Annotated in this window: 20 protein-coding genes; 6 read left to right on the top strand and 14 right to left on the bottom strand. The window is 52.8% G+C overall.

Annotated elements, in window-relative coordinates; all coding sequences use genetic code 11:
• Positions 1-53 precede the first annotated feature (53 nt).
• Positions 54-2,801, top strand: coding sequence for a two-component sensor histidine kinase BarA (barA, locus tag OGV93_RS22740; protein WP_046276146.1), 2,748 nt, complete (start codon positions 54-56; stop codon positions 2,799-2,801).
• Positions 2,802-2,860: 59 nt separating this feature from the next.
• Here the strand turns inward: barA and OGV93_RS22735 are convergent, their stop codons facing one another.
• From OGV93_RS22735 to syd, 8 genes are all read right to left on the bottom strand, one after another.
• Entirely contained in the window at positions 2,861-4,003 is a 1,143-nt protein-coding gene (locus OGV93_RS22735; protein ID WP_016154238.1) for a glycerate kinase, read from the bottom strand.
• Between the two features lie 81 nt (positions 4,004-4,084).
• Positions 4,085-5,425, bottom strand: a complete 1,341-nt coding sequence (gudD, locus tag OGV93_RS22730; RefSeq protein WP_016154239.1) for a glucarate dehydratase — start codon at positions 5,423-5,425, stop codon at positions 4,085-4,087.
• A gap of 20 nt (positions 5,426-5,445) precedes the next feature.
• The gene (locus tag OGV93_RS22725; RefSeq protein WP_181627440.1) at positions 5,446-6,786 is read right to left on the bottom strand and encodes an enolase C-terminal domain-like protein; all 1,341 of its coding nucleotides are present in this window, start codon (positions 6,784-6,786) and stop codon (positions 5,446-5,448) included.
• A gap of 2 nt (positions 6,787-6,788) precedes the next feature.
• Entirely contained in the window at positions 6,789-8,141 is a 1,353-nt protein-coding gene (gene gudP / locus OGV93_RS22720; RefSeq protein ID WP_016154241.1) for a galactarate/glucarate/glycerate transporter GudP, read from the bottom strand.
• A gap of 365 nt (positions 8,142-8,506) precedes the next feature.
• A complete protein-coding gene (locus OGV93_RS22715; RefSeq protein WP_016154242.1) occupies positions 8,507-8,956 on the bottom strand; it encodes a flavodoxin in 450 nt (149 codons plus the stop codon).
• Positions 8,957-8,975: 19 nt separating this feature from the next.
• Positions 8,976-9,758 carry a tRNA pseudouridine(65) synthase TruC gene (truC, locus tag OGV93_RS22710; protein WP_003825671.1) on the bottom strand — a complete coding sequence of 261 codons (783 nt, stop codon included), beginning with the start codon at positions 9,756-9,758 and terminating at the stop codon, positions 8,976-8,978.
• A complete protein-coding gene (locus OGV93_RS22705) occupies positions 9,758-10,087 on the bottom strand; it encodes a YqcC family protein (RefSeq protein ID WP_016154244.1) in 330 nt (109 codons plus the stop codon). Before OGV93_RS22705 ends, truC begins: the two co-directional genes overlap by 1 nt.
• Positions 10,088-10,718: 631 nt before the next feature.
• Positions 10,719-11,264 (bottom strand): SecY-interacting protein, encoded by a 546-nt coding sequence (syd, locus tag OGV93_RS22700; protein ID WP_016157357.1) that lies wholly within the window; start codon positions 11,262-11,264, stop codon positions 10,719-10,721.
• Positions 11,265-11,332: 68 nt separating this feature from the next.
• Between syd and queF the strand changes: the two genes are divergently transcribed.
• The 5 genes from queF (at position 11,333) to xni (ending at position 17,825) form a co-directional block, all read left to right on the top strand.
• Complete coding sequence (gene queF, locus OGV93_RS22695; protein ID WP_016154246.1) at positions 11,333-12,181, top strand: NADPH-dependent 7-cyano-7-deazaguanine reductase QueF; 849 nt, start codon at positions 11,333-11,335, stop codon at positions 12,179-12,181.
• Between the two features lie 113 nt (positions 12,182-12,294).
• The gene (gene ppnN / locus OGV93_RS22690; protein WP_049040360.1) at positions 12,295-13,659 is read left to right on the top strand and encodes a nucleotide 5'-monophosphate nucleosidase PpnN; all 1,365 of its coding nucleotides are present in this window, start codon (positions 12,295-12,297) and stop codon (positions 13,657-13,659) included.
• Positions 13,660-14,221: 562 nt separating this feature from the next.
• The gene (locus OGV93_RS22685) at positions 14,222-15,511 is read left to right on the top strand and encodes an HAAAP family serine/threonine permease (RefSeq protein WP_016154247.1); all 1,290 of its coding nucleotides are present in this window, start codon (positions 14,222-14,224) and stop codon (positions 15,509-15,511) included.
• A 53-nt stretch (positions 15,512-15,564) separates the two neighbouring features.
• The gene (locus OGV93_RS22680; RefSeq protein ID WP_016154248.1) at positions 15,565-16,932 is read left to right on the top strand and encodes an L-serine ammonia-lyase; all 1,368 of its coding nucleotides are present in this window, start codon (positions 15,565-15,567) and stop codon (positions 16,930-16,932) included.
• Between the two features lie 137 nt (positions 16,933-17,069).
• Positions 17,070-17,825 (top strand): flap endonuclease Xni, encoded by a 756-nt coding sequence (gene xni / locus OGV93_RS22675; RefSeq protein WP_287110195.1) that lies wholly within the window; start codon positions 17,070-17,072, stop codon positions 17,823-17,825.
• 91 nt (positions 17,826-17,916) lie between these two features.
• On the opposite strand, the gene fucO is transcribed toward xni, so the two are convergent.
• The 6 genes from fucO to OGV93_RS22645 form a co-directional block, all read right to left on the bottom strand.
• Complete coding sequence (gene fucO / locus OGV93_RS22670) at positions 17,917-19,065, bottom strand: lactaldehyde reductase (protein WP_046276144.1); 1,149 nt, start codon at positions 19,063-19,065, stop codon at positions 17,917-17,919.
• A gap of 27 nt (positions 19,066-19,092) precedes the next feature.
• Complete coding sequence (gene fucA, locus OGV93_RS22665) at positions 19,093-19,740, bottom strand: L-fuculose-phosphate aldolase (RefSeq protein WP_003034062.1); 648 nt, start codon at positions 19,738-19,740, stop codon at positions 19,093-19,095.
• 141 nt (positions 19,741-19,881) lie between these two features.
• Positions 19,882-20,880 (bottom strand): LacI family DNA-binding transcriptional regulator, encoded by a 999-nt coding sequence (locus tag OGV93_RS22660; RefSeq protein ID WP_016154251.1) that lies wholly within the window; start codon positions 20,878-20,880, stop codon positions 19,882-19,884.
• Positions 20,881-20,946: 66 nt separating this feature from the next.
• Positions 20,947-22,527, bottom strand: coding sequence for an FGGY-family carbohydrate kinase (locus OGV93_RS22655; RefSeq protein WP_101700179.1), 1,581 nt, complete (start codon positions 22,525-22,527; stop codon positions 20,947-20,949).
• Between the two features lie 53 nt (positions 22,528-22,580).
• Positions 22,581-23,531: an ABC transporter substrate-binding protein gene (locus tag OGV93_RS22650; protein WP_016157361.1), complete on the bottom strand. Its 951-nt coding sequence runs from the start codon at positions 23,529-23,531 to the stop codon at positions 22,581-22,583.
• A gap of 73 nt (positions 23,532-23,604) precedes the next feature.
• Complete coding sequence (locus OGV93_RS22645) at positions 23,605-24,588, bottom strand: ABC transporter permease (protein WP_003034055.1); 984 nt, start codon at positions 24,586-24,588, stop codon at positions 23,605-23,607.
• Between the last annotated feature and the right edge of the window lies 1 nt (position 24,589).

Raw genomic sequence — 24,589 nt, 5'->3', positions numbered from 1 at the left:
GAGATATTTCTCTATTTAACAGTGTGACCCTAATTGTCCCATAACGGAACTCCATGACCAACTACAGCCTGCGCGCACGCATGATGATTCTGATCCTGGCCCCGACCGTCCTGATTGGTTTGCTGCTCAGTATCTTTTTTGTTGTGCATCGCTATAACGACTTGCAGCGTCAACTGGAAGATGCTGGCGCCAGCATCATTGAGCCACTCGCGGTCTCCAGCGAATATGGCATGAATCTGCAAAACAGAGAATCCATCGGCCAACTTATCAGCGTGCTGCATCGTCGCCATTCCGATATCGTGCGGGCAATTTCTGTCTATGACGAGAATAACCGGCTGTTTGTCACATCCAATTTTCATCTCGATCCGTCTGAAATGCAGCTGGCAACCGGTTCACCATTTCCCCGAAAGCTGAGCGTCACCCGGCTCGGGGATATCATGATCCTGCGAACGCCAATTATATCGGAAAGCTATTCGCCGGATGAATCTGCCGTCAGCGACGCCAAAAATACGGAAAATATGCTGGGGTATGTGGCGCTTGAGCTGGACCTCAAGTCAGTAAGATTGCAGCAGTATAAAGAGATCTTTATCTCCAGCGTAATGATGCTGTTTTGTATCGGTATTGCGTTAATTTTTGGCTGGCGTCTGATGCGCGACGTGACTGGCCCGATTCGCAATATGGTGAATACCGTTGACCGAATACGTAGAGGCCAACTCGACAGCCGCGTCGAAGGTTTCATGTTGGGCGAGCTGGATATGCTCAAAAATGGCATCAATTCGATGGCGATGTCACTTGCGGCCTACCATGAAGAGATGCAGCACAACATCGACCAGGCCACCTCTGACCTGCGCGAAACGTTGGAGCAGATGGAAATCCAGAACGTCGAACTGGATCTGGCGAAGAAACGCGCCCAGGAAGCGGCGCGTATTAAGTCTGAGTTTCTGGCTAACATGTCGCATGAGCTGCGTACGCCGCTGAATGGCGTGATTGGCTTCACCCGCCTGACGCTTAAAACCGAGCTCAACACGACGCAGCGCGATCACCTGAATACGATTGAACGCTCGGCCAACAATCTGTTGGCCATCATCAATGATGTGCTCGACTTCTCCAAACTTGAGGCGGGCAAACTGATTCTGGAAAGCATCCCATTCCCGCTGCGTAGCACGCTGGATGACGTCGTCACGCTGTTAGCGCACTCATCCCATGATAAAGGGCTTGAGCTGACGCTAAATATTAAGAATGACGTGCCGGACAACGTCATCGGGGACCCGCTGCGCTTACAGCAGGTAATCACTAATCTGGTTGGCAATGCCATCAAATTTACCGAAGGCGGTAATATCGACATTCTGGTCGAGAAACGCGCCCTCAGTAACACGAAAGTGCAAATTGAAGTGCAAATCCGCGATACCGGAATTGGCATCCCTGAGCGCGATCAGTCACGCCTGTTCCAGGCCTTCCGCCAGGCCGATGCCAGTATTTCCCGCCGCCACGGCGGGACCGGACTGGGCCTGGTCATTACGCAAAAGCTGGTCAATGAAATGGGCGGGGATATCTCCTTCCACAGCCAGCCGAACCGGGGCTCCACGTTCTGGTTCCATATCAGCCTCGATCTCAACCCTAACGTTCTCGTGGATCGCTCAACCACGCACTGTCTGGCCGGAAAGCGGCTGGCCTACGTTGAACCTAACGCAACAGCCGCGCAATGCACGTTAGATATCTTGAGTGAAACGCCGCTGGAGGTGATTTACAGCCCTTCATTCTCCGGGCTGCCGAAGGATCACTACGATATTCTGCTGCTTGGCATACCGGTCACTTTACGCGAACCGCTCACCATGCAGCATGAGCGGCTGGCAAGCGCAGCGGCGATGACCGACTTTTTGTTACTGGCTCTGCCTTGCCATGCGCAGATTAACGCCGAGAAATTAAAGCAGGGCGGCGCGGCGGCGTGCCTGTTGAAACCTCTAACCTCAACCCGCTTACTGCCAGCGTTGACAGAGTATTGTCAACTGAACCACAGCGCGGCTCCGCTACTGTTAGACGAGAGCAAAATTGCGATGACCGTCATGGCGGTGGACGACAACCCGGCGAACCTCAAGCTGATTGGCGCACTGCTGGAAGATAAAGTGCAGCACGTCGTGCTCTGCGACAGCGGACATCAGGCAGTGGATCGCGCCAAACAGATGCAGTTTGATCTCATCCTGATGGATATTCAGATGCCAGACATGGACGGTATTCGCGCCTGCGAACTGATCCACCAGCTTCCTCATCAACAACAGACGCCGGTCATTGCGGTCACCGCGCATGCCATGGCCGGGCAAAAAGAGAAGCTGCTCAGCGCCGGTATGAACGATTACCTGGCGAAGCCTATCGAAGAAGATAAGCTGCATAATCTGCTGTTACGCTACAAACCCGGCGCGAGCTCATCGCTGAGGGCGCTCGCTGTTGAACCGGTCGTCAATCCGAATACCACACTCGACTGGCAACTGGCGTTAAGGCAAGCCGCCGGTAAAAACGATCTGGCGCGGGATATGCTGCAAATGCTGCTCGATTTTCTGCCCGAAGTGCGTAACAAAATTGAAGAACAGCTGGTAGGTGAAAACCCTGAAGGACTGGTGGATATGATCCATAAACTGCATGGCAGTTGCGGTTATAGCGGCGTTCCCCGCATGAAAAACCTGTGTCAGCTGATTGAGCAGCAATTACGTAGCGGGAGCAAAGAAGAAGACCTGGAGCCTGAGTTTTTAGAGCTTCTGGATGAAATGGATAACGTTGCGCGCGAAGCGAAGAAGTTGTTAGGGTAAAGATCTGATTGCCGGATGACGACGCTCACGCGTCTTATCCGGCAATCATGCCACATCATTCAACGTAATTGCTGACCCGCTTTCAGGGTCGCGGCCACGTTTCGCGCCGTCATTCGCACGTTCTCACTCGCGTTCTTCAGCGCCTCATCCAGTGTGCAAACGGTATAGATAACGCTAAAAACCGCATCCAGCCCATGTTCATGTACAACACCGACATCAGCCGTCAGGCTGCCAGCAATGCCGATAACCGGTTTGTTGTAACGCTTTGCCACCTTCGCCACGCCAACCGGAACCTTACCGTGAATGGTCTGGCTGTCGATACGTCCTTCGCCCGTGACCACTAAATCCGCATCCGCAACGCAGTCGTCGAGGTGTAACGCATCCGTCACGACCTCAATACCGCAGCGTAACTGCGCACCGCAAAACGCATACAGTGCCGCCCCCATACCACCAGCCGCGCCACCACCCGCCAGTTCCAGCACGTTGACGTCCAGATCGCGGGCAATGAGTTGCGCATAATGCGTGAGCGCCCGATCAAGACGAAGAATCATCTCCGGCGTCGCCCCCTTTTGCGGACCGAAGACCGCAGAGGCCCCCTCTTCACCGGTCAACGGATTAGTCACATCGCAGGCCACTTCAATACGGCACGCGGCAAGACGCGGGTCTAGCTGAGAAATATCAATCCGGGCGAGTGATTCAAGGCCAGTCCCGCCATGAGCAATATCGTTATTTTGCGCATCCAGTAATTTTGCTCCCAGCGCTTGCACCATCCCGGCACCGCCATCATTGGTGGCGCTGCCGCCAATGCCGATAATGATATGTTCAACGCCCGCGTCCAGCGCATGACGGATTAGCTCCCCGGTTCCCCAGGAGGTCGTTTTCAGCGGATCGCGTAAACCTGCGGGAACCTGCTCCAGTCCGCTGGCGGCCGCCATTTCGATAAACGCCGAACGCTCATCCCCGGATAAACCATAAAATGCCTGAATCGTTTTACCCAGAGGGCCGGTAACATCAACATGCACAAGGTGGCCTTGCGTTGCGGCAACCATCGCTTCGACCGTTCCCTCACCGCCATCCGCGACCGGGATCTTCACGTAATTCGCCTCAGGCCAGATCTCACGAAATCCCAGCTCAATAGCCGTTGCCACTTCAAGCGCACTCAAACTTTCCTTATAGGAATCCGGTGCGATTACTATTTTCATAAAGCATCCTTACGCATGTTGACTGTGTTAAGCATACACCAGGAGAAAAACCGCCCCTTTGTGGGAGCGGTCCCAGCTCGCTTAGCGTACCATGCACGGACGCTTATTATCAAACGTCCAGTTCGGGATCAGATACTGCATTCCCATGGCATCATCGCGCGCTCCCAGTCCATGTTGCTGATACAGCTCATGAGCTTTCATAACCTGATCCATATCCAGCTCCACGCCCAGACCCGGCTTCGCCGGTACCTGCACCATGCCGCCTTTGATTTCAAACGGCTCTTTGGTCAGGCGTTGATTGCCTTCCTGCCAGATCCAGTGGGTATCGATAGCGGTAATTTTGCCCGGCGCCGCCGCCGCAACATGAGTAAACATCGCCAGTGAAATATCAAAGTGGTTGTTAGAGTGCGAGCCCCAGGTCAGCCCAAACTCATGACACATCTGCGCAACGCGGACAGAACCCTGCATAGTCCAGAAGTGCGGATCCGCCAGCGGGATATCCACGGACTGCAACGACAGCGTATGTCCCATCTGACGCCAGTCGGTGGCGATCATATTAGTGGCGGTCGGCAGACCGGTAGCACGACGGAATTCCGCCATGACTTCACGGCCTGAGAACCCCTGCTCGGCACCGCACGGATCTTCCGCATAAGCCAGCGATCCTTTCAGGTACTTACCAATTTTAATCGCTTCATTCAGCGACCACGCGCCATTGGGATCGAGCGTGACACGTGCCTGTGGAAAGCGTTTCGCCAGCGCCACAATAGATTCCGCTTCTTCTTCCCCGGCCAACACCCCGCCTTTCAGTTTGAAATCGTTGAAACCATATTTCTCATATGCGGCTTCCGCCAGGCGCACCACTGCATCCGGGGTCATCGCCTCTTCATGACGCAGGCGATACCAGTCGCATTTCTCATCCGGCTGGCTCTGATACGGCAGCGGCGTCGCGTTACGGTTACCGACGAAGAACAGGTAACCCAGCATTTCAACTTCGCTACGCTGCTGACCGTCGCCCAGCAGAGATGCGACGTTAACGCCCAGATGCTGACCCAGCAGATCCAACATGGCCGCTTCGATCCCGGTAACCACATGAATAGTGGTACGTAAATCGAAGGTCTGCAAACCACGGCCACCAGCATCACGATCGGCAAAGGTATTGCGGACCGCATTCAGTACGTTTTTGTATTCACCTAACGTTTTGCCCACCACCAGCGGAATGGCATCTTCCAGGGTCTGACGAATTTTTTCGCCGCCGGGAATCTCACCCACGCCGGTATGACCGGAGTTATCTTTGATAATCACAATATTACGCGTGAAGAACGGGGCATGTGCGCCGCTCAGATTCATCAGCATGCTGTCATGGCCCGCAACCGGGATCACCTGCATCGCGGTTACGACTGGGGTAGTAAATTGTGCGCTCATAATTAAGTCCTTATTCAAAATTAGTGGCGGCCGAAAACGGGACGTTTACGGTCAAAAGTCCATCCAGGGATCAGATACTGCATCGGGCCTGCGTCATTACGCGCGCCGCCGGGCAGCGCCTTATAGGCTTCATGCGCTTTCTGTACCTGATCCCAGTCCAGTTCCACGCCCAGGCCGGGCGCGTCGGGTACCGCAATTTTTCCGTGTGTAATCTCCAGCGGATTTTTGGTCAGGCGGCAATCGCCCTCCTGCCAGATCCAGTGGGTGTCGATCGCCGTTGGGTTGCCCGGCGCAGCGGCACCGACGTGGGTGAACATCGCCAGGGAAATATCAAAATGATTGTTAGAGTGGCAGCCCCAGGTCAGTCCCCAGTCATCACATAACTGTGCCACGCGTACCGCACCGGAAAGGGTCCAGAAGTGCGGATCGGCCAGTGGAATATCTACCGAGTTGAGCATCACCGCATGGCCCATCTCACGCCAGTTGGTGGCTATCATATTCGTTGCTACCGGCAGACCGGTTGCACGGCGGAACTCGGCCATCACTTCGCGGCCAGAAAAACCCTGTTCTGCGCCGCACGGATCTTCGGCGTAGGTCAGAACATCGTTCAGCCCTTTACACAAGGAGATAGCTTCATCCAGTAGCCAGGCACCGTTAGGATCGACCGTAATACGCGCATCCGGGAAGCATTGTTTCAACGCGCGAGCGGTGTCGATTTCCTGCTCGCCAGGCAGCACACCGCCTTTGAGTTTGAAATCTTTAAAGCCGTAGCGATCCTGCGAAGCCTGAGCCAGACGTACCACCGCCTCACTGTTCATCGCCTGCTGGTGACGCAGGTGATACCACTCATGGTTACCCGGCGTGCTGTCTAGATACGGCAGATCGGTTTTGCTGCGATCTCCCACGTAGAACAGATAGCCGAGCACGGTGACCGCATCGCGCTGCTTGCCTGGCCCTAACAGTTCGCAGACCGGCACGTTCAGCGCCTTGCCCAGCAGGTCGAGCAGTGCGGCTTCCAGCGCGGCCACCGCATTAACCCGCAGTTCAAAGGTCCAGGCACCTTTGCCAAAGGTGTCAAAATCAGCGGCCTGGTTGCCTTTATGCACCTGCTGAACCACCTTATTCAGGCGCGCGACTTCCTGGCCCAACACTTGTGGAATCGCGTCCACCAGCGTCTGATAAATCACTTCGCCGCCCGGCGCTTCACCGACGCCGGTATTTCCGGCGTTATCGGTGAGCACGACGATATTGCGGGTAAAGTATGCGTTATGCGCCCCGCCAATATTGAGCAGCATGCTGTCATGACCGGCCACCGGAATGACCTTCATATCGGTAATAATGGGACTCGATTGTGTTGTCATCATCATTGCCCTGCGACAGGTTTCAGTTCGATACGTTTAATATCACCCACCAGCACCAGATAGCTCACTACAGCTATCAGCGCATGCACCCCGACGTAAATCAACGCACCGTTAAACGAGCCAGTGGTACCTACGATGTAGCCGATAGCAATTGGCGTAACGATACCGGAGATGTTGCCAAACATATTGAACAGACCGCCGCTCAAACCGCTGATCTCTTTTGGCGCAGTATCGGCCATCACCGCCCATCCCAACGCACCGATACCTTTGCCGAAGAAGGCCAGAGCCATAAAGCCGATGATCATCCACTCCACGTTGACGTAGTTACAGAACACCATCACCATCGACAACAGCATACCCAGTACGATTGGCGTTTTACGGGCGATATTCAGCGAACCGGTACGGCGCATCAGCCAGTCGGAAATAATGCCGCCGAGCACGCCGCCTGCAAATCCGCAAATGGCCGGGACCGAGGCAACAAAACCAGCTTTCAAAATCGACATACCGCGTGCCTGTACCAGATAAACCGGGAACCAGGTGATAAAGAAATAGGTCAGCGCGTTTATGCAGTATTGGCCGATATAAATACCGATCATCATCCGTGAGCCCAGCAGTTGCTTGATCTGCCCCCACTTCACGCTGAACGGCACTTTGGCTTTGGCTGCCGCCTGATCCATATTGATCAGCGCTCCGCCTTCGGCAATGTAGTCCAGCTCTTTTTGGTTTACGCCCGGATGCTGGTTCGGTTCATGAATCACCTTCAGCCAGATAAAGCTGATAACAATCCCGAGACCGCCCATAAAGAAGAACACATGCGACCAGCCCACTTCGTGGGTCAACCAGCCCATGATTGGCGCGAAGATCACGGTGGCAAAGTACTGCGCCGAGTTAAAAATAGCGACCGCCGTGCCCCTTTCCTGCGCCGGGAACCACGCCGCCACAATACGACTGTTGCCGGGGAAGGATGGCGCTTCGGCTAACCCCACGAGGAAGCGCAGGGTAAACAGCGCAACGATAATGCCGAAGCCGCTGAAGATATCGACGAAGCCCTGCAGCAGGGTAAACATGGACCAGATAAAAATGGACCAGAAGTAAACACGTTTTGAACCGAAGCGGTCGAGCAGCCAGCCGCCGGGGATCTGACCGATAACATAGGCCCATGAAAAAGCGGAGAATACATACCCCATCCCTACCGCATCCAGACCAATATCTTTGGCCATCTCCGAGCCGGCGATGGATAAGGTGGCGCGATCGCCGTAGTTGAAGGATGTGACGATAAACAGCATCACCACTATCCAGTAGCGAGCGTTAGTGCGTTTTTCCGCGCTGCTCGCCGCCTGACTTAATGAACTCATTGTTGCACTCCTGAATCTTGGCTTTCGCCAGTTCATTCTGTACAGCACCTGTAGGGTGATCAGAATGAGAGGTTAGTGTGTGGCAGTTTTGGTACAGCTCAGGGCCGTTTTATTCTGACTCGCTGCCTTTTCGGGAACTGACGGGAAAAGTATATGAAGGAGTGCCTCTTACCCTCACCGTGCAAAAACACAACATTGCGGGAGGTGAATGAGGTTGTTTATGGCATAAGCCTAAGGGAATGGAAGATGCTTCACGAAATTGGCGTTTGGTGGGTGATTTGTTGCCGGGTAGCAATGCCTTACCCGGCCTACGATCCAAAAGAGAGTAACAGGCCCGTGCAAGCAAAGTGCTGCCGGGCGAAAGGTTATTTAAGCAAGGTTCCCCAGTTTTCTACCCAGGGATTGGATTCGCTTTCCGGTTCAGGATGCTCGCTGGCGTCAATCAGCAGCATTTCCCCTACACGTTGGGCGCTTTGTTCCTGCAACAGTGCATCGAACTGCTTGCCGCCATTGCAGAAATTAACATAGCTACTGTCACCCAGCGCAATTACCCCGTAATGCAGATTTGGCTGGAAACCGAGATTATCTTTGATCCCCTGAAACAGCGGCACGATGCTATCCGGCAGATCGCCCTGTCCGGTCGTTGAGGTCACCACCAGCACATATTTTTCCTGATATGCCTGCCAGTCGCTGAGCTCGGGATCTTCGAACACCGTGGCTTTATGACCCTGCGCCGTCAAAATAGCTTCGGCCTCTTCGGCAACCAGCAACGCGTTTCCGTACATCGTGCCGACAAAAATTCCAATTTCCGCCATAACCGTAATCTCCTGGGACTTAAGAATCTATCTGCTCATCCTGACCTGACAGCCCGCTGAACTCAACCCTTTCATTCTCAGGGAGAAGTCCACGCCAGCCAAACTGTGATAGCGCCTGCATCCAGACATCATCCAGCCCGGCGCGAATAACCAGCGGTTCGCCGGTAAAAGGATGAGTCAGCGCAAGCTGGCTGGCATGAAGCATCAAACGCTGACAGCCAAAGTGCTCAGCGGCGCTGCGGTTTTGCCGCAAATCACCGTGCTTACTGTCGCCGATAATTGGATGGCGTAAGTGCGCCAGATGGCGTCTGAGCTGGTGTTTTCGACCGGTTTTAGGATCCAGTTCCACCAATCCGTAACGGGTCGTCGGATAACGCCCGGTCGCTACCGGCATCTCAACCGTCGCCAAACCGCGATAATGGGTGACGGCAGGCTGCGGGCCTTTATCATCACGGGCAAACTTATCAGCGATCTTATCCAGTTCTTCGACCAGCGGGTAATCCAGCACGGCATCATCCATCAGCCAGCCACGCACAATCGCATGATAGCGTTTCTGAATTTGATGATGTTCAAATTGCTGGGACAGCAACCGCCCGGCTTCGCTGGACAGTCCCATCAGCAGTACTCCGGAAGTCGGTCTGTCGAGTCGGTGGGCGGTAAAAACGTGCTGACCAATCTGGTCGCGTACCGTTTGCATCACCACCACTTTCTCATCCCGGTCGAGCCAACTGCGGTGAACCAACCAGCCCGAAGGTTTGTTAACTGCGACCAGCCATTCGTCCTGATACAGAATCTCCAGCATCAGGCGTTATCACTTGTAAACAGTGCATCCAACTCCTGCAATGCCGTCAGGAGAATTTCGCGTTGCGGGTGATCGGCTGCCAACGCCATTTCGTAATACGGTGCGACGGCAAAAGCCTGCGGAAGCGGCTGAGCGTTATCAATCAGCGTATGCATGCGGGGAATCAATACCCATTGCAGCCACTCAACCGGCTCCATGGTATCCATACAAAAAGGCTGCGTGCTGGTAAACAGATGCTCTGCAGGCTCATCCAACCGCCAGTGATTATGTTCACGCAGTAGCGCTTCAAGCGCGTGTAACTGCTGGCGCACACGGTCATGAGTCGTCATGAAATTAACCTCAATGATGAAAAATCTGGCGCGAAGAATAGCACTAGTGAAGGGAAATAAAAAAAGGGAGCACTGTAAAAACAGTGCTCCCGGTTCGTTTCGCAGCGTTCCAGCTACTTTTAGTGCTCCCTGCTCATCCGTGACAACTTTTCCTGTGGTCTTGCGACCTTGTTCATCCTGAACTTGTGCATCCTGCTCACACCACCCCGATGTGAAAACTTCATCCTGAAGTGTCCTGGCCATCCTGACCCGCCGAACATCCTGACCGGCTCTCATTCTCCATCCTGGAGGTGTCCCTTAACGCATCCAGCGCTTTCCGCTTTGCTTCATCCTGAAGCCTGTCCTTGTAACACCGTCCTGGTGTGTCCTGCCGAAGAGCCATCATCCTGATGTTCTCTTCGTTGTGCGACTCCTTGTCGACAGATATAGAATCGCCTGTTTCGCCTTGTCTTACAAGATGCTTACAGACACTCCCTTAAGATTATTTTCGTATGAAAGTTGACAATAAAACATTAACTTTATGAATAATAAGGAATAATTATTTTATCCGTTCATTAAGTCTTTACTTATCACCTGGCAATGTCCTACAGGGTTTGTAAGAGATCTCTCACAAGGTTCAGGGCAATCTGGATTACAGAACTGGCTTAAGCTGAGTGAGAAATTCCGCAAGTGAGTCCGCCAGCACCGTTCGTTTACGGGTTCCCAGCGTTTCTTTGCACACTTCACCGGAGAGATTGCACACCGAAATGACGTCAAGCTCATTGTCCTGGGTGGCAATAAAAAGCGTAGGCGACAGCTTGAGGCGCTTTTGCGTAACCAGGTGACCAATCAGGTTTTCCTGAACGCGCCTGAAGTCGTCTTCGCTCCAGGTTTGCAGCAGCGTTAGCTTTTCATCCGCAAACTGCGCGTGCATGTCCCCGGCAAACTGGGTGGTGTAAAAAGCGTGAACGGCTGGTTGTATCACGATATCAAAGGCGCGTTCAACCGCATTGAGGTTTTTTTCGCCGACAAAAGGCTGAGGTTGCCAGAATACCGCATCGTCTGTGGAAGAAATGATGCACGGAGAAGGTACGCCATACAGCTCTTCGCTGAGGGGCCAACTGTTGTTTTTTTCGTACCATGCGTCGCAATAACGTGTCGTAAAGGCTGTCAACGCCTGCGCTGTCAATTCGTCCACTGATTTCTCTCTTCACAAAAGCCAGGATACACTTGTCGCATAGTGTATCTGGTTTATGACGGTGAAACATGTCCTCTTATGAAAATCATCAGGCGCTTGACGGCCTGACTCTCGGTAAATCAACAGATTACCGTGACAATTACGATGCCAGCCTGCTGCAGGGCGTTCCACGCAGCCTGAACCGCGACCCGCTGGATTTACAGGCCGATAATCTGCCTTTTCACGGTGCCGATATCTGGACGCTATATGAACTGTCTTGGCTGAATGCTAACGGTTTACCGCAGGTAGCGGTCGGTCATGTAGAACTGGATTACACCAGCGTAAATCTGATTGAATCGAAAAGCTTTAAGCTTTACCTGAACAGTTTTAACCAGACGCGTTTTGATTCCTGGGATGCGGTACGCCAGACGCTGGAAAACGATCTGCGCGCTTGTGCTCAGGGTGATGTCAGCGTAGCGCTGTACCGTCTTGACGAACTGGAAGGACAACCGATAGCCCACTTTAACGGCACCTGTATCGACAATCAGGATATCGTCATCGATAACTACCAGTTCAGCACAGAGTATCTGGAAAATGCCGTTGGCGGTGAAAAAGCGGTGGAAGAGACGCTGGTCAGCCATCTGCTGAAGTCTAACTGCTTGATCACCCACCAGCCGGACTGGGGCTCCATACAGATTCAGTATCGCGGACGAAAAATCGATCGCGAGAAGCTGCTGCGTTACCTGGTCTCCTTCCGTCACCATAATGAGTTTCACGAGCAGTGCGTGGAACGCATTTTCAATGACATTCTGCGCTTCTGCCAGCCGGAGAAACTGAGCGTTTACGCACGCTACACGCGACGTGGCGGCCTGGACATTAACCCATGGCGCACCAACACCGATTTCACTCCGGCAACGGGGCGTCTGGTACGTCAGTAATCTTTTTTCTCAATTTTGCGTGCCGGATTCCGCGCGCAAGGTTGTGAAAGGTCATAAGCCAGGGCTATTGTAATCAACAGGGAATGACGTGTTGCGTCCCATAAGGAGTTTACTTGATTACACATATTAGCCCGCTTGGCTCAATGGACATGTTGTCGCAGCTGGAAGTCGATATGCTTAAACGCACGGCCAGCAGCGACCTGTATCAACTGTTTCGTAACTGTTCGCTTGCCGTTCTGAACTCCGGCAGTTTGACCGACAACAGCAAAGAGCTGCTGTCACGCTTTGAAAGTTTCGACATTAACGTGCTGCGCCGCGAACGGGGCGTAAAGCTGGAACTGATCAACCCACCTGAAGATGCGTTTGTTGATGGACGCATTATTCGCGCACTGCAGGCCAACCTGTTTGCTGTGCTGCGCGACATTCTGTTCGTCAATGGCCAGATCCATAACGCCGGTCGCTTTCAGCATCTGGATCTTGAAAGCTCGGTGCATATTACCAACCTGGTATTCTCGATCCTGCGCAATGCCCGGGCGCTACACGTGGGTGAAGCGCCGAACATGGTCGTCTGCTGGGGGGGGCACTCAATCAACGAAAACGAGTACCTGTACGCCCGTCGCGTTGGTACCCAGTTGGGCCTGCGCGAACTGAACATCTGTACCGGCTGTGGTCCGGGGGCGATGGAAGCGCCAATGAAAGGCGCTGCGGTCGGTCACGCCCAGCAACGATACAAAGACAGCCGCTTTATCGGTATGACCGAACCGTCAATCATTGCCGCTGAGCCGCCTAACCCGCTGGTTAACGAACTGATCATCATGCCAGACATTGAAAAACGTCTGGAAGCGTTCGTGCGTATCGCCCACGGTATAATCATCTTCCCAGGCGGCGTAGGGACAGCAGAAGAGCTGCTGTATCTGCTGGGGATCCTGATGAACCCGGCCAACAAAGATCAGGTTTTACCGCTGATCCTGACTGGACCAAAAGAGAGCGCCGATTACTTCCGCGTGCTGGACGAATTTATCGTGCACACACTGGGGGAAGGTGCGCGTCGCCACTATCGCATTATCATAGACGATGCAGCAGAAGTGGCTCGTCTGATGAAAAAAGCGATGCCGCTGGTGAAAGAGAACCGCCGTGACACCGGTGATGCCTACAGCTTTAACTGGTCGATTCGTATCGCGCCTGATTTGCAGATGCCGTTCGAGCCGTCCCATGAAAACATGGCTAACCTGAAGCTGTACCCGGATCAACCCGTGGAAGTACTGGCGGCAGACCTGCGCCGTGCGTTCTCGGGGATTGTAGCCGGTAACGTGAAGGAAGTCGGGATCCGCGCCATCGAAGAGTTTGGCCCGTACAAAATCCACGGTGACCGCGAAATGATGCGCCGCATGGACGATCTCCTGCAGGGCTTTGTTGCACAGCATCGTATGAAGTTACCTGGCTCCGCGTATATCCCTTGCTACGAGATTTGCGCCTAACCTCCAACAGCCGCCAGCAGACGCTATCGCGGTGACAGTTTTGTCCATATCAAAGCCGGGTTTGGCGCATCAGCCTCCCGGCTTTTTTTAGTGATACCAGTCACATAGCTCAGACGATCATATAAATACCGATGATGTTTCATTAAAAATAACGCGCTGCGCAAACGATTACCTTTAAAACCCAACCGTGATTTATCTTAGGAAATTATTATTAGTCGCCAAAATCCTCTAAAAACAACAGTTTTTACAGCGTAACGCTCGTATCTTCGCGCCTTCGCTTTCATGATATATGTCGTTAATGTTAGCCTTCGCGCCCGTAAATTCGCTTTGACTATTTTTTAACAGATTAATGGTCCAAATTTATCCACATAAAAGGTGGATTATTGCATTTGGGATCGCGATCACTGATACATTCATTACTAAAATGTATCTTTCCGCCCGCAAATTATTACGGCGAAAAATTATATAAAAAATCGCTCAACGAATTTCGATTTACAGTCGGGTATTTTCTCATTGGATTGACCCCAAACCCGACTTTTTAAGCTTCCTCCAGGAGAAATAGATGGAAAACACTCAAACCAGCACTATCGTTACGGGCCAGACCCGCAGCGCATGGCGCAAGACAGACACCATGTGGATGCTGGGCCTTTACGGCACGGCGATTGGCGCGGGTGTATTGTTCCTGCCGATTAACGCAGGCGTAGGCGGTATGATTCCGCTGATCATCATGGCGATCCTCGCTTTCCCAATGACCTTCTTTGCACACCGCGGCCTGACTCGCTTCGTGCTGTCCGGTAAAAATCCGGGTGAAGACATTACTGAAGTTGTAGAAGAACACTTTGGTGTAGGCGCGGGAAAACTGATTACCCTGCTCTACTTCTTCGCTATCTACCCAATTCTGTTGGTCTACAGCGTAGCAATCACCAACACCGTCGAAAGCTTCCTGACCCACCAGTTGGCAATTACGCCGCCGCCGCGCGCAATCCTGTCTCTGATCCTGATTGTCGGCATGATGACCATCGTGCGTTTCGGTGAGCAGATGATCGTGAAGGCGATGAGCATCTTGGTATTCCCGTTTGTTGCCGCCCTGATGCTGCTGGCGCTGTACCTGATCCCTCAGTGGAGCGGTGCCGTTCTGGAAACCCTGTCCTTTGACTCTGCAGCAACCACCGGCAACGGACTGCTGTTGACCCTGTGGCTGGCAATTCCGGTAATGGTGTTCTCCTTCAACCACTCACCGATCATCTCCTCCTTCGCCGTGGCGAAGCGTGAAGAATACGGTGATGAAGCTGAGAAGAAATGCTCTAAGATTCTGGCATTCGCTCACATCATGATGGTGCTGACCGTTATGTTCTTCGTCTTCAGCTGCGTATTTAGCCTGACCCCAGCGGATCTGGCTGCAGCGAAAGAGCAGAACATCTCTATCCTGTCTTACCTGGCAAACCACTTTAACGCGCCGATCATTGCCTGGATGGCACCGATCATCGCGATTATCGCTATCACCAAATCCTTCCTCGGCCACTACCTGGGCGCACGTGAAGGTTTCAACGGTATGGTGATTAAGTCTCTGCGCGGCAAAGGCAAAACCATCGAAATCAACAAACTGAACAAAATCACTGCGCTGTTTATGCTGGTAACCACCTGGATTGTGGCGACGCTGAACCCAAGTATCCTCGGTATGATTGAAACCCTGGGTGGCCCAATCATCGCGATGATTCTGTTCCTGATGCCGATGTATGCAATTCAGAAAGTACCGGCAATGCGTAAATACAGCGGCCATATCAGCAACGTCTTCGTTGTGATTATGGGCCTGATCGCTATCTCCGCTATTTTCTACTCTCTGTTCAGTTAATTCCCCTGCGCCGCTCCTCGGGGCGGCGCACCTCGATACACAATGGACGCCTCATGATTAGCGTATTCGATATTTTCAAAATCGGCATTGGCCCTTCCAGCTCCCACACTGTTGGCCCGATGAAAGCAGGCAAACAATTCACGGATGACCTGATTGCACGCGGAATTCTCACTGACGTAACCCGCGTAGTGGTTGATGTCTATGGCTCCTTGTCTCTGACGGGGAAAGGTCACCATACCGACATCGCGATTATTATGGGCCTGGCGGGTAATCTGCCGGATACCGTAGACATTGATGCCATCCCGGCCTTTATCCAGGATGTGAATACTCATGGACGTTTGCTGCTGGCGGACGGTCAACATGAGGTCGAGTTCCCGGTCGACAAGTGCATGAATTTCCATGCGGACAATCTGTCCCTGCACGAAAACGGGATGCGTATTACCGCACTGGCGGGCGAAAAAGCCATTTACAGCCAGACTTACTATTCCATTGGCGGTGGGTTCATCGTTGATGAAGAACATTTTGGTTTACCGAACAACTCTCCGGTAAACGTGCCGTATCCGTATAAATCTGCGGCTGATTTGCAACGTCATTGCCAGGAAACCGGCCTGTCACTTTCCGGTCTGATGATGCAAAACGAACTGGCGCTGCACAGCAAAGAAGAGCTGGAACAACACTTCGCCAACGTCTGGGACGTCATGCGCAGCGGGATTGAGCGCGGCATCACCACCGAAGGTGTATTGCCGGGCAAACTGCGCGTTCCACGTCGCGCGGCGGCGCTGCGTCGTATGCTGGTCAGCAGCGACAAAACCACCACTGATCCGATGGCGGTTGTTGACTGGATCAACATGTTCGCGCTGGCCGTGAACGAAGAAAACGCTGCCGGTGGACGCGTGGTTACGGCGCCAACTAATGGCGCATGCGGGATTGTTCCTGCCGTGCTGGCGTACTACGACAAGTTTATCCGCGAAGTGAACGCTAACTCGCTGGCACGCTACATGCTGGTCGCGAGCGCCATTGGTTCACTGTACAAGATGAACGCCTCAATCTCTGGCGCCGAAGTGGGCTGTCAGGGTGAAGTCGGCGTTGCCTGCTCCATGGCTGCGGCCGGTCTGGCTGAACTGCTGGGCGGTAGCCCAATGCAGGTGTGCATCGCGGCGGAAATCGGTATGGAACATAACCTGGGTCTGACCTGCGATCCGGTTGCCGGCCAGGTGCAGGTACCGTGCATTGAGCGTAACGCCATTGCTTCGGTTAAAGCAGTGAACGCCGCACGTATGGCGCTGCGCCGTACCAGCGAACCGCGCGTGTGCCTTGATAAAGTCATCGAGACCATGTACGAAACCGGTAAAGACATGAACGCCAAATACCGTGAAACATCTCGCGGCGGTCTGGCGATGAAGATTGTCACCTGCGATTAAGTCCCACCACGTTATAGAGTCTGTAGGCCGGATAAGGCGCTCGCCGCCATCCGGTCTACGGATAACGCTATTTCGCAACACTCGCCTCCCCTCGCCGTGAATGTTACCCTACAAACTTATTTGTTAGGGAGAACACTGTGACCGTCCACCTGCTCATTGTCGATGCACTGAATCTTATCCGCCGCATTCACGCCGTACAGGGCTCACCCTGCGTAGAGACGTGCCAGCACGCGCTCGATCAGTTGATTGTGCACAGTCAGCCTACGCACGCCGTGGCGGTATTCGATGATGAAGCGCGCAACAGCGGCTGGCGTCACCAACGGTTGCCTGACTACAAAGCCGGTCGCCCCCCGATGCCTGATGAATTGCACCAGGAAATGCCCGCCTTACGCGCCGCTTTTGAACAGCGCGGCGTCTGCTGTTGGGTCTCCAGCGGGAATGAAGCCGATGATTTAGCCGCAACCCTGGCGGTTAAAGTGAGCCAGGCGGGACATCAGGCTACCATCGTCTCAACCGATAAAGGCTATTGTCAGTTGCTCTCCCCGACGCTGCGTATTCGTGACTACTTCCAGAAGCGCTGGCTGGATGCACCGTTTATTGAGAAAGAGTTTGGCGTGCTGCCGCAGCAGTTGCCTGATTACTGGGGACTGGCCGGGATCAGCAGTTCGAAAGTACCGGGGGTTGCAGGTATTGGTCCCAAAAGCGCCACGCAGCTGCTCGTACAGTTTCAACATCTGGAAGGCATTTACGCGCATCTTGATGAAGTACCGGACAAGTGGCGCAAGAAACTAGAGATGCACCAGGAGATGGCGTTTCTGTGTCGCGATATTGCACGGCTGCAAACGGACTTACATATCGACGGAAACCTGCAGCAATTACGGTTGGTGCGATAGGTCTGTTGCCGAATGGCGCTGTGCTTATCTGGCCTACACGTCGAACACCCCGGTAGGCCGGATAAGGCTTTCACGCCGTCACGCTGAAAAATTACCAGGCAGTGTGGTACAGCTCAACGATATCCCCAAGATTCGCTTCACGGGGATTTCCCCCGGTACAAACATCGTCAAATGCCGCCTGCGCCAGCGCAGGAATATCCTCTTTACGTACGCCAACATCGCGTAAATGCAGCGGGATCCCTACATCGCGGTTAAGGGCGAAGACGGCATCTACTGCCGCTTTACGTGCCTCTGCCAGCGTCAGTTCTTCAACCTTAACTCCCATCACCCGGGCGATATCGCGGAATTTTTCCCCGGTGAATTCGGCGTTATAGCGCATCACGTGCGGCAGCAAAATGGCATTTGCTACGCCGTGCGGCGTGTTATAAAACGCGCCTAACGGGTGTGCCATTCCATGCACTAATCCCAGACCAACGTTGGAAAAGCCCATCCCGGCCACGTACTGGCCCAGCGCCATCGCTTCCCCGGCCTGGGTATCGCCCGCAACGGAACCACGTAATGCCCCGGCTATCATTTCAATGGCTTTAATGTGCAGCGCATCGGTAAGCGCCCATGCTGCCCGCGTAATGTACCCCTCAATAGCATGGGTCAGGGCATCCACTCCGGTGGCGGCTTTTAGCGCCGCTGGCATGCCGTCCATCATGTCTGCATCGATGAACGCTACCTGTGGGATGTCATGGGGGTCGACACAAACAAACTTACGCCGATTTTCTTCGTCAGTGATCACGTAGTTAATGGTCACTTCCGCTGCCGTTCCCGCGGTGGTGGGGATAGCCATAACCGGCACGCTCGGGTTGCGCGTTGGCGATAACCCTTCAAGGCTGCGTACATCCGCAAACTCAGGGTTATTATTGATAATGCCAATCGCTTTACAGGTATCCTGAGGGGAGCCTCCGCCGATGGCGATCAGATAATCTGCGCCGCTTTGCTGAAAGACACCCAACCCTTCCTGCACCACCGCAATGGTTGGGTTAGGAATAACGCCTGAATAGATTTCCCATGCCAGACCTGCAGCATCCATTCGGGAAGTCACCTTATCGACAACGCCGCACTGCACCAGATTTTTATCAGTCACAATCAACGCTTTGCGATAACCACGACGGATGACTTCATCGGTTAATGCACCAACAGCTCCCCGGCCAAACCATGCCGTTTCGTTCAGAATCATTCTGTTCGCCATCGTATTTCTCCTTTTCGCTATGCGAAATTACTCTTCAATGCGTAATCCGTAAGATTTGAATTTCTCCAGCACAATGGCGATCTCCTCGTCATCCAGCACCGGCACCGGGTCAACAATCGCCAGCGTGCTCAGATAAAGGCGGGCCAGAACTTCCACTTCATGCGCCAACCACAGTGCTTTTTCCAAATTCGCTTCACAAGCAATCAACCCATGGTGCTGTAAAAGCGTTGCCTTACGGTTTTTCAGGGCGACGCTCACATGCTCTGACAGCTCTCGTGTACCAAACGTCGCATAAGGCGCACACGGAATAGAGTTCCCCCCTGCCGCCGCAATCATGTAGTGAATTGCCGGGATAGGGCGATTAAGAATAGAAACGGCCGTGCAATGTACGGCATGGTTATGGACAACCGCATTGGCATCCGGACGCGTCTGGTATGCCGCCAGGTGAAAACGCCATTCACTGGAGGGTAATTGTCCTTTATCATATTTCCCGTCGTTATCTACATACACGATCATATTTTCAGTAAGTCTTTCATAAGGAATACCGCTGGGCGTGATCAGCATCCCATTTTCATAACGCGCACTCACATTTCCCGCCGTCCCCTGATTCAATCCAAGGCTGGTCATTTCAAGGCAGGTTTCAATGATTTCTCGTGACAAACGCATTCTTTCCATAATGATTCTCCGGGTACAGTTTCCCCTCGTCTTTATTGCGAAAAATGCAGCCGCAGAGTAAGACGGGTCAGGTTTCAGATACAGGCAGCCACTGAACGTATATATTCAGGTTCAGTAGGCCGATTTATTTATAGCGGCGTATTAAGGTTGTCTTACGCGCTTAATAAGTTTCATCTCAACTTTTACAGTTTCTTTAATTGGCTGGTCATCAATAGCACTCATCATCATATCGAACGCTTTTTCCGCCCAAACATTTTCATCCTGCTGCATTGACCAGACATTATTGGCGAGGAATCCCAGCATTGGGTGTTCATCGAATGTCCCAATATTAATTTCAGGTGGAATTGTGCCAAAACGATTACGAATAGCGTTAATGGCCCCCTCCAGTACGGGTAATGATGAGGCGATAAATGCCTGTGGGCAGCCCTGTTCGCCGATCAACTCATCCATCAGTCGATAACCCCCCTCGGGCGTGTTATCCGGCCCTTCGCGCACCCAATCGCTATGCAAAATACCATTATTGTTCAATGCATTAAGATAACCTTGCAAACGGTCGCCGATGCTGGGTAATCCCGTATCTCCCACCAAAAACCAGATCGGCGACTTTCCAGCGTCAAACAAACTTTGCGTCAACTTTTCGCCGCCCAAAATGTTATGGCTTTCTACCAGAGCGTTATCGGTATACTTAAAATCACGGTCAAGTAACACCATCGGTTTTCTAACCTGACGTAAATGGTGCTGCTGATTCTCTAATGTTGAGGGAACAATAAAAAGGCCATCGACATTGCGAGCTATTAACGCTTTGGTCAGTTTATTTTCGTAATCAACATCGTCATAGGTACAGCTAATCGTTAGCTGATAACCGGAACGACGACAGCGTTGCTCAAGTTTTTCTGCGAGTGTGGCAAAAAACACGTTGGAAATATTGGGCACAATCAATCCCAACGTATCCGTTTTATTCAATTTCAGGCTGCGTGCTGAATGGTTAATGACGTAACCATAGCGCTCGACATATTCATTAATACGCGTTTGGGTTTTGACACTGATTCGATATTGCTCTGCTTTCCCGTTCAGCACCAGTCGTACGGTCGTAACCGATAAATTCAGATCGCTGGCTATCTGTTCTACTGTTTTAGCCATTTATATGCCCCAGTTCACATCCAAAAACGTCAATCTACAATCATAAAAGTATTTTAAACTTTTGTCTTACTGCATAAGTTGGTTAATCGCCTGCTGCTGATCCCACATCATCAGATAAGCCTGATATTTGCGGTCATAGAAGTTCCGCCGTGCCGGGTTAGCCTTAATCACCTCGCCAGATCGAACCATCGCCTGGCATGCAGATGGAATATTTTCCCACGCGCCGCAGGCAACCGCGCCGGTGATGGCCGCACCTAACGTCACTGCATCCTCTTCCTGCATCAGATGAATATCGCATCCGGTGGCATCGGCATATTCTCGCAACCACAGTGGGTTATGCGTTGCGCCGCCGCACAGCGTCAGTCGGGAAATGGTGTGACCGTTTTCGCGCATCACTTCCATAATATGCCGCGTACCGCAGGCGATCGCCTGTAATGTCGCCAGGTACAGACGAGCAACCTGCATCTCGCCTCGCTCAAGAGTCAAACCGCAAACACTCCCCCGGGCATCGGGTCGCGCGCGCGGTGAACGATTACCGTGATGATCGGCCAACACATGCAAATAACGACCAGGCTCTGACTCCTGCGCCTCAAGTGCGGCAACCCATTCATTAACTAAAACGATGGGATGGCAACCCCGCGCCTCAGCCTTGTGAAATAGCGCCGCGCTGGCTCCTGACTCCTGAAGCGTCCAGTCGACTAACGCCCCAGCGGCACTTTGCCCCCCTTCTGTCAGCCAGTAGCCTGGCAGCATGGCTGACCAGTACGGCCCCCATACACCAGGTGTATGAATTTCCTGCTCGCTGCACAGCATATGGCAATTTGACGTTCCGCTGATCAACGCCAACGTCCCCTCAGGCTCAACACCGGCAAGCGCTACTCCGCCCGCATGGGCATCAATCATTCCGCTGGCGACGACCACTGCAGTCGTCAGCCCCAGCGCCTGGGCCGCATCGGCGCTAAGCGTTCCAACGGCGGCGCCTGGCGGCAGGATCCGCGACGGGATTTTGCCCAACAAATCCGTTAGCTCAACAGCGTCAAGCAAAGAGTGGCTAAAGCGTTGTTCATGTGCCAGATAGTTCCATTTACACGTCAGCGTGCACAGACCAGCAACATCACAGGCGGTAGCTTTAGAGACCAGAAAGTCCGCCAGATCGTAGAAGCGATGCGCACTCTGCCAGGTGGCTGGAAAATGGTTTTTCAGCCACAGCACTTTAGGAAGCTCCATTTCGACGCTGACTTCACCGCCAACGTAGCGCAGAGCCGGATCCTGCGTGGCGTTTATACGTTGCGTCTCCTGCGCCGCACGATGATCCATCCACATGATGATGTTATGGTCCGATGGTTCGCCTGGTGAAACTGCCAGACCCCGCCCCTGTTCATCCAGTGCCACCAATGAACAGGTGGCATCAAATCCCAATGCGCGAATCTCCTCAATGCGAACCCCGGATGACGACACCGCCTCCTTCACTGCATGGCAAACCTGCTGCCAGATTTCTGCAGATGACTGCTCAACCCGCTCAGGACCGGGTCGAAACTGCGAGATGGCATATGTCGCAAAAGCCAGCCGTTTGCCACTGGCATCAAAGACACCAGCCCTGACGCTGGCGGAACCGACATCCACACCGAGGAAATATCCACTGCCCATAGTAACTCCCTGACGCTGGCGAATGATGGGGCGAGCACTTCGCCCCAACGGTGTTATTTTTTACCGAATGGGTGTAACAGCTTGTCAATTTCCGGGGTGTCAATGTTCTTCGCATTAACGAATTTAACCGGAATATCAATTTCTTTCGGTACAGACTGACCCGATACCGCTGCATTTAGTGTCTTGATACCCTGGTAGCCAATCTGATAAGCGTCCTGCACGACAAAGCCCTGAATGACCCCAGACTTCAGGAAAGCAATGATTGCCTCGGTGCTATCAAAACCAATCACTTTCACTTTACCTTTCAGGTTTTGACTATCAATGGCGTTTGCTACGCCCAGCGTTGAGCCTTCATTGGTGCCATAAATCCCTGCGATATCAGGGTTGGCCTGGATCATATCGATGGTTTTATCCATCGCTTTTTGCGGATCGCCATCGCTGTACTGGACCGGTAGCACCTGGATTTCCGGGTATTTCTCCTTCATGCGGGCAATAAATCCTTCCGAACGCTCAATCGCTGAGGAGGTCCCCGCTACGTGAGCAATAATGCCCACTTTACCTTTGCTACCCACTTCCGCTGCCAGTGCATCCGCCGCTTCAGCACCGGCTTTACGGTTATTCGTGGCGACAAAGCTCACTGGGATATCGGAATTCACGCCGGAGTCAAACGTCACAACTTTAATGCCGCGTGAATTTGCGGTCTCAACTAATGGCGCCAGCGCATTGGCATCTAACGCTGCCAGCAATAGCCCATTGGGTTTTTGCGCCATCGCGTTTTCAACTAGCTGAATCTGCTCGGCAATCTGAGTTTCATCCGCCGGGCCAACATAGCTGGTTTTATCACCCGACTCTTTTGCTGCCGCTTCCGTCCCCATTTTTACGGTTTGCCAGAATTCATGCTGGAAACCTTTACTGACCACCGGAAGGTTCATATCTTTAGCCAATACGCTGGATGTCATACAGGCCAGCAGGGATAACGCATAGACAAAATTCCTGGTTCTCATTGTTTTACTCCGTTCTGAGTGAGTCACCCTAAACGTCAGGGTTATGATGCCCCGTGACTTCCGGGAGCGTAAATCAACGAATTTTTTTGCGTAATGTATCGAGATAAACCGCAGCAATGACCACCACGCCCATGGCCACCATTTGCCAGAACTGGGAAACCCCCATCAGGTTCAGACCGTTTTTCAACACGCTCATAATGAATGCGCCGATGATAGTCCCGCCGATGGTGCCAATTCCCCCCATCAGGCTCGTACCGCCAATAACAACCGCTGCGATGGCTTCCAGTTCATAACCCACGCCAACCGTTGGCTGACCAGAGTTCAGACGTGAGGCCAGAATAACCCCGGCGATCCCGGTCAGCAGACCACAAAAGGCGTAGACGAAAATTTTGACGCGTTGAACTTTAATACCGGAAAGGTGTGCGGCCACCTCATTGCTACCCACAGCGTAAACATAGCGACCAATCACCGTTTTCTTCAGGATGTAGGCGGCGATTAGCGCCACCACCACCAGGTAAAAAACGGGATAAGGCAACACATCGAACAAACGTCCCTGGGCCAGCATTTTGAAGGTGGGGTAATCAGCGAAATAAATCGCACGACCATCTGTCATCACCATATTGATGCCTCTGACGGACATCATCAGGCCCAGCGTGGCGATAAAAGGCGGGATAGTCATTTTGGTGACCAGCAGACCATTGATATAGCCGCATAATCCACCGGCCAGCACCCCGGCCAGAATACATACGGGCAGAGGCAATCCCAGCGTGGCGCTGATGCCTACCGCAACACCCGAAAAGGCCACTACCGAGCCAAGAGAAAGGTCGATTCCTGACGTGATAATGACGAAGGTAACGCCAATCGCCATAATGCCAATCACTGAAGTTTGCAGAGCGATTGTCATGATGTTTTCAGTGTTAAAGAAAAATGGCGAACCAAAGCTAAAAAATATTACTAAAATAATCAGACTCAAAAGCGGTGCAAGGCGCATTAAAAGTTCTTTGTTAATTTTTATTTTCTTATTATTGCTGTCTGAAGAGGTTACAGAGATAGTCATA

The sequence above is a fragment of the Citrobacter sp. Cb031 genome, from assembly GCF_030336725.1.
GTDB classification, from domain to species: domain Bacteria; phylum Pseudomonadota; class Gammaproteobacteria; order Enterobacterales; family Enterobacteriaceae; genus Citrobacter; species Citrobacter braakii.
This window is presented reverse-complemented; position numbering and strand designations above follow the sequence as displayed.